Source organism: Thioclava sp. UBA3469 (assembly GCF_002378135.1).
Lineage (GTDB): Bacteria > Pseudomonadota > Alphaproteobacteria > Rhodobacterales > Rhodobacteraceae > Thioclava > Thioclava sediminum.
The window spans coordinates 1-9528 of sequence record NZ_DFRG01000120.1 but is presented as its reverse complement, the minus strand read 5'-3'; the positions used below and the strand labels follow the sequence as shown (position 1 = coordinate 9528).

At 66.4% G+C, this 9528-nt stretch carries 10 protein-coding genes; 6 read left to right on the top strand and 4 right to left on the bottom strand.

What is annotated here, in order from left to right; genetic code table 11:
* Nucleotides 1-983, bottom strand: a 983-nt coding sequence (locus B3D39_RS09890; RefSeq protein ID WP_286789641.1) for a DEAD/DEAH box helicase, incomplete at its 3' end; no start/stop codon positions are given.
* 137 nt (nt 984-1120) lie between these two features.
* Between B3D39_RS09890 and fsa the strand changes: the two genes are divergently transcribed.
* The 5 genes from fsa to B3D39_RS09865 all read left to right on the top strand — a co-directional run bounded on the left by fsa (nt 1121) and on the right by B3D39_RS09865 (nt 4816).
* Nucleotides 1121-1771 carry a fructose-6-phosphate aldolase gene (gene fsa, locus B3D39_RS09885; protein ID WP_078542596.1) on the top strand — a complete coding sequence of 217 codons (651 nt, stop codon included), beginning with the start codon at nt 1121-1123 and terminating at the stop codon, nt 1769-1771.
* 143 nt (nt 1772-1914) lie between these two features.
* Entirely contained in the window at nt 1915-2619 is a 705-nt protein-coding gene (locus tag B3D39_RS09880; protein ID WP_078542595.1) for a DUF484 family protein, read from the top strand.
* Nucleotides 2619-3539 (top strand): tyrosine recombinase XerC, encoded by a 921-nt coding sequence (locus B3D39_RS09875; RefSeq protein WP_274961930.1) that lies wholly within the window; start codon nt 2619-2621, stop codon nt 3537-3539. The genes B3D39_RS09880 and B3D39_RS09875 overlap by 1 nt, the downstream gene beginning before the upstream one ends.
* Nucleotides 3540-3581: 42 nt before the next feature.
* Entirely contained in the window at nt 3582-4274 is a 693-nt protein-coding gene (locus tag B3D39_RS09870; protein WP_274961929.1) for a CDP-alcohol phosphatidyltransferase family protein, read from the top strand.
* Nucleotides 4275-4333: 59 nt separating this feature from the next.
* Nucleotides 4334-4816, top strand: a complete 483-nt coding sequence (locus B3D39_RS09865) for a hypothetical protein (protein ID WP_274961928.1) — start codon at nt 4334-4336, stop codon at nt 4814-4816.
* 4 nt (nt 4817-4820) lie between these two features.
* Here B3D39_RS09865 and B3D39_RS09860 read toward each other — a convergent pair whose 3' ends face one another.
* Nucleotides 4821-5657 (bottom strand): DMT family transporter, encoded by an 837-nt coding sequence (locus B3D39_RS09860; RefSeq protein ID WP_274961927.1) that lies wholly within the window; start codon nt 5655-5657, stop codon nt 4821-4823.
* 143 nt (nt 5658-5800) lie between these two features.
* Here B3D39_RS09860 and truA point away from each other — a divergent pair, with 143 nt between their 5' ends.
* Nucleotides 5801-6568: a tRNA pseudouridine(38-40) synthase TruA gene (gene truA, locus B3D39_RS09855; protein WP_274961926.1), complete on the top strand. Its 768-nt coding sequence runs from the start codon at nt 5801-5803 to the stop codon at nt 6566-6568.
* Here the strand turns inward: truA and B3D39_RS09850 are convergent.
* Together B3D39_RS09850 and B3D39_RS09845 are read right to left on the bottom strand one after the other, a co-directional pair.
* Entirely contained in the window at nt 6530-8650 is a 2121-nt protein-coding gene (locus tag B3D39_RS09850; RefSeq protein WP_274961925.1) for a polysaccharide biosynthesis protein, read from the bottom strand. The two genes, truA and B3D39_RS09850, sit on opposite strands and share 39 nt — an antisense overlap.
* A complete protein-coding gene (locus B3D39_RS09845) occupies nt 8647-9264 on the bottom strand; it encodes a sugar transferase (RefSeq protein WP_274961924.1) in 618 nt (205 codons plus the stop codon). The genes B3D39_RS09850 and B3D39_RS09845 overlap by 4 nt, the downstream gene beginning before the upstream one ends.
* Nucleotides 9265-9528 lie beyond the last annotated feature (264 nt).

Sequence of the window (9528 nt, the reverse complement as noted above, 5' to 3'; positions counted from 1 at the left end):
TCCTGCTTGTAGGAGCTGTCATGCTCCTCATCGACGACGATCAGCCCCAGATCGCGGAACGGCAAGAACAGCGAAGACCGTGCACCGACGACAAGCTGCACTTCGCCCGCACCGCAGGCCTTCCACAGCCTGCGCCGCTCGCTTTGCGTGACCCCTGAATGCCACTCGCCGGGGCGCGCGCCGAACCGCGCCTCGACCCGCGAGAGAAACTCCGAACTCAGCGCGATCTCGGGCAACAGCACCAAAGCCTGCCGCCCCTTGCGCAGACATTCCGCGACCGCCTCCAGATAGACCTCCGTCTTGCCCGAGCCGGTCACGCCTTTCAGTAGCGTCGTCGAATAGGCCCCGGAGCCCGCGCGCAAAGCCTCCGCCGCAGCAGTCTGCGCCTCCGACAGCGCCTTGCCGGGCCGCGCCGGATCGAGCCGCGGGAACGGCTGATCGCGCGGCACCTCCGCCTCGATAAGCGCGCCGGTCTTCACCAGCCCCTTCACGACCTGCGTCGTCACCCCGGCCAGATGCGCCAACTCGCTCAGATAGAAGCCCGCACCGCCATGCTCTTCCAGCACCTCCAGCACCCGCGCCCGCGCATCGGTCATCCGCGACGGCTCCCGGTCGCCCAGCCGGTAAATCTTGCGCATCCCCGGCGGATCGCCCAAGCCCGGCGCGCGCGTCGCCAGACGCAGCACCTGCGGCAGCGGCGTCATCGTGTACTCCGCCATCCGCTCCAAAAACACCCGCAGCTCGTCGCGCATCGGCGGCACGTCGAAGACCCGGTTCACCGCGCGCAGCTTGGCGGCATCGAAACCGCCTTCGCCCGGCCCCCAGACCACGCCGAGCACCTTGCGCGGCCCCAGCGGCACCTCGACGAAAGCCCCGCTGAAACAACCGCCCTCCGGCGCGCGATAATCGAGCGGCCGCCCGATCGGCTCCGCCGTCAGCACCGCGACCCGCGCGCCCTCTTCGAACCAACCGGGTTCAGACATCGCCATGTCTTCCAACTGCGCTAAATATCCCGGGGAGCGGCGAAGCCGCGGGGCGGAGCCCCCGTCCTGCTGCGACCTCTTTCGCCGTCGCCACTTTTGCGCTAACACGCTCGCGACTGCCGCCAAGGAGAGCTGCCATGAAATTCTTCGTCGATACCGCCGACACCGCCGCGATCAAGGAACTCAACGATCTGGGCATGGTCGATGGCGTGACCACCAACCCGTCGCTGATCCTGAAATCGGGCCGCGACATTCTCGAAGTCACCAAAGAAATCTGCGACATGGTCCACGGGCCGGTCTCGGCCGAGGTCGTGGCCACCGAAGCCAAGGACATGATCGAAGAAGGTATGAAGCTCGCCAAGATCGCCCCCAATATCGCGATCAAGGTTCCGCTGACCTGGGACGGCCTGACCGCTTGCAAGGCTTTCGCATCCGAAGGCCACATGGTCAATGTCACGCTGTGCTTCTCGACCGCGCAGGCGATCCTCGCCGCGAAGGCGGGCGCGACCTTCATCTCGCCCTTCATCGGCCGTCTCGACGACATCAACCTCGACGGGATGAACCTGATCGAGGACATCCGCACGGTCTATGACAACTACGACTTCACGACCCAGATCCTCGCCGCGTCGATCCGTTCGGTGAACCACATCAGCGATGCTGCCCGCATCGGCGCCGACGTGATCACCGCACCGCCGGCGGTCATCAAGTCGATGGTCAACCACCCGCTGACCGATAAGGGTCTGGCCCAGTTCCTCAAGGACTGGGAAGCGACCGGCCAGAAGATCTGATCTTCTCGCGTGAGTCCGATACAGCAAAGGCCCGCCTCTCCGGCGGGCCTTTTTCGTCGAGCGGGCCGATTTTTTCGACTGCGTCGCGGGGCGCATCGTGTATGCTTGGAAAAAATGATGCATCGACCAGCGACGAGACAGGCATGACCGAACCGGCCCTCGTGGAGCAACTCCGCGACAAGATCATTTCCGACCCTGACGTGATTCTCGAGGACCGCGACCTGATGCGGGCGCTGATCGCTGCGAACGAGGCCGCGATGGGCGGCAATATCGTCGACCTGCGCGGCGCGGCCATGTCCCGGCTCGAGGCGCGGCTCGACCGGCTGGAAGATACCCACCGGTCTGTCATCGCCGCGGCCTATGAGAACCTCGCGGGCACGAACCAGATTCACCGCGCCGTGCTGCGGATGCTCGACCCGCATGACTTCCAGTCCTTCCTGTCCAACCTCGCGACCGAAGTGGCCGAGATCCTGCGCGTCGACGCGGTGCGCCTCGTGCTGGAAAGCCACCAGAACGAGAACGACCCGGCGCTGCGCCAGCTGGGCGAGGTGCTTTGCGTGGCCGAACCCGGCTTCATCACCGAATACATGCGCGGCGGGCGTGGCGGACAGCCGCGACAGGTCGTGCTGCGCCAGACCGTGCCGGGCTCCGAGGCGATCTTCGGCGAAGCGGCGAACTGGGTGCGCTCCGAGGCGCTGATGCAGCTCGATCTGGGCGAGGGCCGCCTGCCCGGCATGCTTGTCATGGCCGCCGAGGATCCGCATCAGTTCAAACCGTCGCAAGGCACCGATCTTCTGGCCTTCTTCGCAGGCGTATTCGAACGCACGATGCGCCGCTGGCTGGATTGATGGCGGAGCCGTCCGCAGAGCTGCAAGACGCGCTCGCCGAATGGCTGAGCCATTTGCGCGGGCTGCGCGACGCCTCCGATCACACGATCACCGCCTACCGGCACGACGTGGCGAGCTTCCTTGGCTTTCTGCAAACCCATCATGGCGAGAGCTTGGGCACCGCCCGGATCGCACAGCTGGGCCCCTCCGATATGCGGGCCTGGATGGCGCATGAACGCGGCCGCGAGGTCTCGTCGCGCTCGCTCGCCCGCGCGCTTTCTTCGGTGAAAAGCTTCATCCGCTGGCTCGCCGATCGCGACGGGTTCGATGCGAGCCACATCCTCTCGACCCGCAGCCCGAAATATCAGCGCAAACTCCCGCGCCCGCTTAACGAGGACGCCGCGGCCGGGATGATCGAACAGGTCGACACGCAGGCGATGGAGCCGTGGATCGCCGCGCGTGACGCCGCCGTGCTGACGCTGCTCTACGGCTGCGGGCTGCGAATCTCCGAAGCGCTCGCCCTGCGCGCCGACGCTCATCCCCTGCCCGAGGTGCTGCGCATCCGCGGCAAGGGCGACAAGGAACGGCTGGTGCCGGTCGTGCCCGCCGCCCGCGAGGCCGTCGCGGAATACATGCGCCTGTGCCCCTACCCCGCCGAGCCGGATGCGCCCTTGTTCTACGGCGCACGCGGAAAGCCGCTCAATCCGCGCATGATTTCCAAGGCGATGGAGCGGGCGCGCATGTCGCTCGGCCTGCCCTCCACGGCGACCCCGCATGCGATGCGCCACAGCTTCGCGACGCATTTGCTGGCGGCCGGCGGCGACCTGCGCGCCATTCAGGAACTGCTGGGCCACGCGAGCCTCGGAACGACCCAAATCTACACCGCCGTCGATGCCGCGCGGCTGATGGAAATCTACGACAAGAGCCATCCGCGCGCCTGAAGTTCGCTTGCCCCTGCGTCGCAAATCCGGCATCACGGGCAGATGGATATCCGCATCAAAGCCCTGTTCGTTCACCTCCTCACCGCCACCGGCGCCGTGCTGTCGATGCTCGCGCTTCTCGCGGCCGCAGAGGGCGAATGGGCGCTGATGTTCCTCTGGCTCGTCACCGCATTCTTCGTCGACGGGATCGATGGCCCGCTCGCGCGGCGCTACGATGTGAAGGCGAATTTCCCGCTCTATGACGGCGTCCTTATGGACCTGATCATCGACTATCTGACCTATGTCTTCATCCCCGCCTTCGCGCTGTTCCAGTCGAGCCTGCTGCCGGGATGGACGGGCTGGCTCGCGATCATCGCGATCACCTATGGCAGCGTCGTCTATTTCTCCGACACCCGGATGAAGACGAAGGACAACTCGTTCCAGGGCTTCCCGGGCGCGTGGAACATGCTGGTACTGGTGCTGTTCGCACTCAAGCCCGGCTATTGGACGATCCTGCTCGTCGTCGTGGCGCTCGCGATCGCGATGTTCCTACCGCTCAAGTTCATCCACCCAGTGCGCACGAAGCGCTGGCGCGCGGTCTCCTTGCCGATGGCGCTTTTGTGGACCTTCTTCGCGGGCTGGGCCGCATGGGTCGATTTCGACCCGGCAAGCTGGGCGCATTGGGGGCTGGTCGTCACGTCCATCTACCTGCTGCTCGTCGGCATCGTGCAACAAATCGTGCCCGAGAGAAGCTGACTCGAACTGCGGCCCCGGCGCGGCGCCTCATGCCGCATGGGTCGCGAAACGGAGGTCGCATGCGCCGCAGTCTCGTACTTCTGGCTCTCGTGCTTTCCGCGCAATCGGCCATGGCCGCGCCGGATTATCTCGACGACCGTTCGTCCCCTTCTGCGCTGATCCGCTCGCTCTATAACGCGATCTCGCTGCATCACTACGCCCGCGCCTGGAGCTATTTCGCCGATCCCGAAAAGAACGGCGATTATGCGGATTTCGCGAAAGGCTATGCAGACACCGCCGAAGCCTCGGTCACGATCGGCCCGGTCATGTCGGAAGGCGCGGCAGGTTCGATCTACACCACGCTCGGGGTGATAGTGAGCGCCCGGACGGGTGATGGCACGACCGAGAATTTCGGCGGCTGCTATGTGACCCGCCAAGTCCAGCCCGCGATTCAGGAGCCGCCCTTCACGCCCTTGCAAATCGTGACCGGACACCTGATCGCGCGCCCGGCGGACGACGCCATGCCTGCCAGCTGCGACGACCAAGGCCAGCCGCGATTTTAATCGCTCAGACCCGCGTCAGCACCACGCCTGAGACGATCAACAACGCCGCCAGCGCCTTCGTCATCCGCATTTTCTCGCCGAAGACGAGCCAGCCGATCAGCACCGCGAACAGGATCGAGGTCTCGCGCAGGGTTGCGACCAGCGCGATCGGCGCGCGGGTCATCGCCCAGATAGAGATCGCATAAGCCGCATAGGAAGCCGCTGCCCCTAGCGTCGCGATCCCCCATTCGCGTGGCGCGGCGCGCAACATCGCGGTCCCGCGCAGCCCGACCATGCCCATCGCGAAAAACACCCCGCCCAGCACCATGATCCATCCGACATAGCCCACGGGCTCGCCCGAGATGCGCGCGCCCATCCCGTCGACCAGCGTATAGCTCGCGGTCGCCAGCGCCGAGCCCAGCGCATAGGGCAGCAAGCGGCGACTTTCGCCATCGGTGAACACGCCGCGCGCCATCAGGGCGATCCCGAGCCCCAGCACCGCGATCCCCGCATATTCGAGCCCGCTGATCGCATCGATCGCCAGCGCGGCGGAGACGATCGCCACCATCATCGGCGCGGTTCCGCGCGCGATCGGATAGACCCGGCTCAGATCGCCCTGCTCATAGGCATGGGCGAGGAAGAACTTGTAGCCGAAATGGATCACCCCCGCGGCAAGGATCCAGCCCAGCGCGGCGCTGTCCGGCATGGGCCGCGACAAAGCGACGACAAGCCCGATCAGAGCCTCGGCAATGGACAGCATCACCATGGCGCGGATTTTCGAGCCGCCCAGACGGATCAGCGCGTTCCACAGGGCATGCAGGAAGGCCGCGCCCAGCACCGCCGCCATGATCGTCAAACTCATATCCGCGCCCTTCTCTGCCCGACCGGCAATCGGTAGCTCCGGGTCATGACGAGGGCAAGCCGCCCCGTGCAAGGGGTCCGCAATCGCGGCGCGGGACCGGGAGGGGATTGCGAAACGGGGCGCGCTCGGGCTATGGCCGCTCCATGCCGAGATACGCGTTCAAAATCGAATATGACGGGGGGCCCTTCGCCGGGTGGCAGCGTCAGGCCGACCAGCCTTCGGTGCAAGGCGCGGTCGAGGCGGCTTTGGCGAAGCTCGAACCCGGCCCCCACACGATCGCGGCGGCCGGTCGCACCGATGCGGGTGTTCACGCGACGGGGCAGGTCGCCCATGCCGATCTGACGAAGGATTGGGACCCGTTCCGGCTGTCGGAGGCGCTGAACTATCACCTGCGCCCCGCGCCGGTCGCGATCCTCACCTGTGCCCGGGTCGAAGACGAATTCCACTCTCGATTCTCGGCGCAGGAGCGGCGCTACCTGTTCCGGCTCGTGCAACGCCGCGCGCCGGCAACCCATGACCGCGGACTGGTCTGGCAGGTCCTCAACCCGCTCGATATCGAGGCGATGCGCGAAGGGGCCGCGCATCTGATCGGGCATCATGACTTCACCACCTTCCGCTCGACAATGTGCCAGTCGAACTCGCCGGTCAAAACGCTCGACGAGATCCGTATCGAGGCGATCGACATCCCGCATGGGCGCGAGGTCCGGTTTCACCTGCGCGCGCGCAGCTTCCTACACAATCAGGTCCGCTCAATCGTCGGCACGCTGGAGCGCGTCGGCGCCGGATCCTGGCCGCCCGAGCGCGTGGGCGAAGCGCTCGCCGCGCGCGACCGCGCAGCTTGCGGACCGGTCTGCCCGCCGCAGGGCCTCTATCTAAGCGCGGTCGGCTATCCCCACGATCCTTTCGCCTGACGCGACCCGCGCGCCGGGCGGGGCGGGAAGAAACGGCATTCGTGTTGGCACGGCGACGCCGCGCGTTTCAGCAGGGACGAACGCCGCGTCCTCATTCACGGCGCTTGCCACTTCGCTTCCGGGCGTTCCGTTTTGCCGGCGCCAGCCCTTCTCGGTGACATCGATTTCCCGCGCGTCCGCGCTTTGTAGACGCGACGCTTCGTCCAAAACGAGAGGCGCTGGGGCATCGCCTTCCATTCGCCGCAGCGTCGATATGACCTCCTCAAGCCGCTCCCGGGAGCGCTGCGCCAGAGCCGCATCGAGGTCGCGTAGAAGCAAGGCGGTCTCGCGTTCCGAGAGGTGGGCCACGGGGGCATGCCTGATCTTCGGATGCGCGGTTGCCTGGCTACGCGCGCCGGTCACGGGGGCCTCATGCAACTTCTCTCCGGGGCGCAAACCGATCCGCAACAGCTCGATCTCGCCCTCGGGACAGTCCGGCCCGCGCAGCCGCAACCCGCGCGCCTCGACCATCTGCCGGGCGAGATCGCCGATCCGGATCGGCGCCCCCATATCGAGCGCGTAGACCCGCCCCGAGATCTCCCAGCGCCCCGCGATCAGCACGAGCCGCGCCGCTTCGGCGATGGTCATGAAATAGCGTGTGGCTTCAGGATCGGTGACCGTGATCGGGCCGCCTTGCGCGATCTGCCGCTCGAAAATCGGCACGACCGAGCCGGACGAGCCGATCACATTACCGAAGCGCACGATCGAGAAAACCGTCACGCCCGCGCGGGTCGCAAGATCCTGCACCACCAGCTCGGCCATTCGTTTCGACGCGCCCATGACCGAGCGCGGTGCAATCGCCTTATCGCTGGAAATCAGCACGAACCGCGCAACTTTCGCGGCCCGCGCCCCCCGCGCGAGACAGACCGTGGCGGTGACGTTATTCGCGAATCCGGAAATCGGGTTTTCCTCCACCAGCGCGACGTGCTTGTAGGCGGCGGCGTGGAACACGGCATCGATCACCTCGCGTGCGAAGATTTCCCGCACCAGCGCCGCGTCCCCGGCGGAGCCGAGCCGGGTGACGAGGTCGACACCCGCGCGGGCGGCGAGTGGCGTCAGGTCGGACAGGAGGGCGAACAGCGCGGGCTCCGAGAGTTCGAGCAGGACGAGTTTCGCCGGGCCACAGACGAGAATCTGACGACAAAGCTCTGCCCCGATGGAGCCACCCGCCCCCGAGATGAGCACGGATTTTCCGCGGTAGAACTCCGCCTCGGGCGGGTCGCCCCCGGTGATCTCGCAGCGGCCCAGCCAACGCTCGGGGCGCACCGGTTCAAGCCGCGCAGCAAGATCCGGGCCGCCGACCAGCAGAGCGAATTCCGGCAACGCCTCGCAGCGCAATCCAAGGCGCGAGAGGTCTCGCGCCAGCGCGGCCTTGCGCGGCTCGGGCAGGCGCGGATCGGCGAGGACGACGCGATCGACATTGAACTTTCGGATCAGCGCCTTGCGCGCCGCGGGGCCAAGAACTGGCACCCCGTCCAACGTCGCGCCGCGCAAAACCGGGCTGTCGTCGAGATAGGCGCAGGTCAAGAACCCGGACCGGTCGCGCAACGCCCGTGCCAGCGCGATCCCCTCCGGCGTAGCACCGTAGATTGCGATGCGCGAGACGACGTTCGAGCGTCGATATAGCCATCCCGTCAGCGCCAGAAGCGCCCGGCGCTGGACCACGATGCCCGATAGAAACGCGCAACCAAAGAAGAGCGCAGTGCCGCCACCCTGCCATCCGAGGCCGGCCCAGAGGGCCAGTGCAAGGAAACAGGAGAGGACGACCGCCCTTCCCGCCCCCAGCATAGCGAAAACCTTCAGGGGTATGCTCGCCAAGCCGGTGCCAAGGCTTGCCACTGCGGCGAGACCGCTTCCGGTCAGGACCAGGAGCCAGGCATTCCCCCCGAGGCCCCCGCGGCTCAAGGCAGGCGTGAGTTGCAACACCAACGCAAGGCACGCCATCGCGAGCAGCGCATCGAGCGTCGCGATGACAGCCGCCTTGCGCGGGCGCGCCATCGCGATCAGGCGCGTCGCGATTTTGTCGGTGAGCGCTTCCCTCACGCGATCCCTCCGCTCAGAGTTTGCCAGATCAGCGCAAGATCGAGCCGCCACGAGGCCTGTCTTTGGTAAAGCAGATCGAGCCGGGCTTTCTCGGGGACGCAAGCCTGATCGTAGATCCGCCGTGCCTCCTCCGCCGTCCGGCATCGTGCCAGCAGCCGCGCCTCTTTTTGTGCAAACTGGACGCTCGCGAGGCCGGTGATCCCCGGCGGGCTTGCGAGCACCTGCGCATAGAGCTGCGGGAAATGCGCCACCACCTCGCGCAGCGGAGGGCGCGGTCCGACGAAGCTCATATCGCCGCGCAGGACGTTCCAGATTTGCGGCAACTCATCCGCGTGGCACCGCCGCAGGATCTGCCCAAGCGGGGTGATCCACGCGCGCTTATGCCCGGCGGTGATGCCGTGATCGCCCGCCTCCGCCTCCATTGTGCGGAACTTCCACATCCGAAAGCTGCGCGTGGGACTGTGCATCCGCTCGCCGCCGTAGAACCACGGTCGCCCCTGCACCAGTGCAACCGCCAACCAGACCAGCACGATCAGCGGCAAGACCACGGGCAGCGCCAGCACCGCCAGCGTCAGATCGAAGAGACGTTTACGCCTGCGCCGGGCCAGGGTCATGCCAAATCTCCAGTTACGGGTAGCCACAAGGGGCGAAACTTCCGCAAGCCTAGGCAGGTCGCAGTTGCGATGCGGTTAACGCAGCCCCGCTCCCATGACCGGACCTCACGACACCTGACACCGATACAATCGGTCGTATGGACTTCGCGGGGCGCGAGTGGTTGGATCGCGCCCGATACGAAGGAGGCACCGATGGCATTCGGCAAAAACATCCGCACTTGGTTCGAAGGCGCATGGCACGAGGGCGATATCGCCGTCATGCGC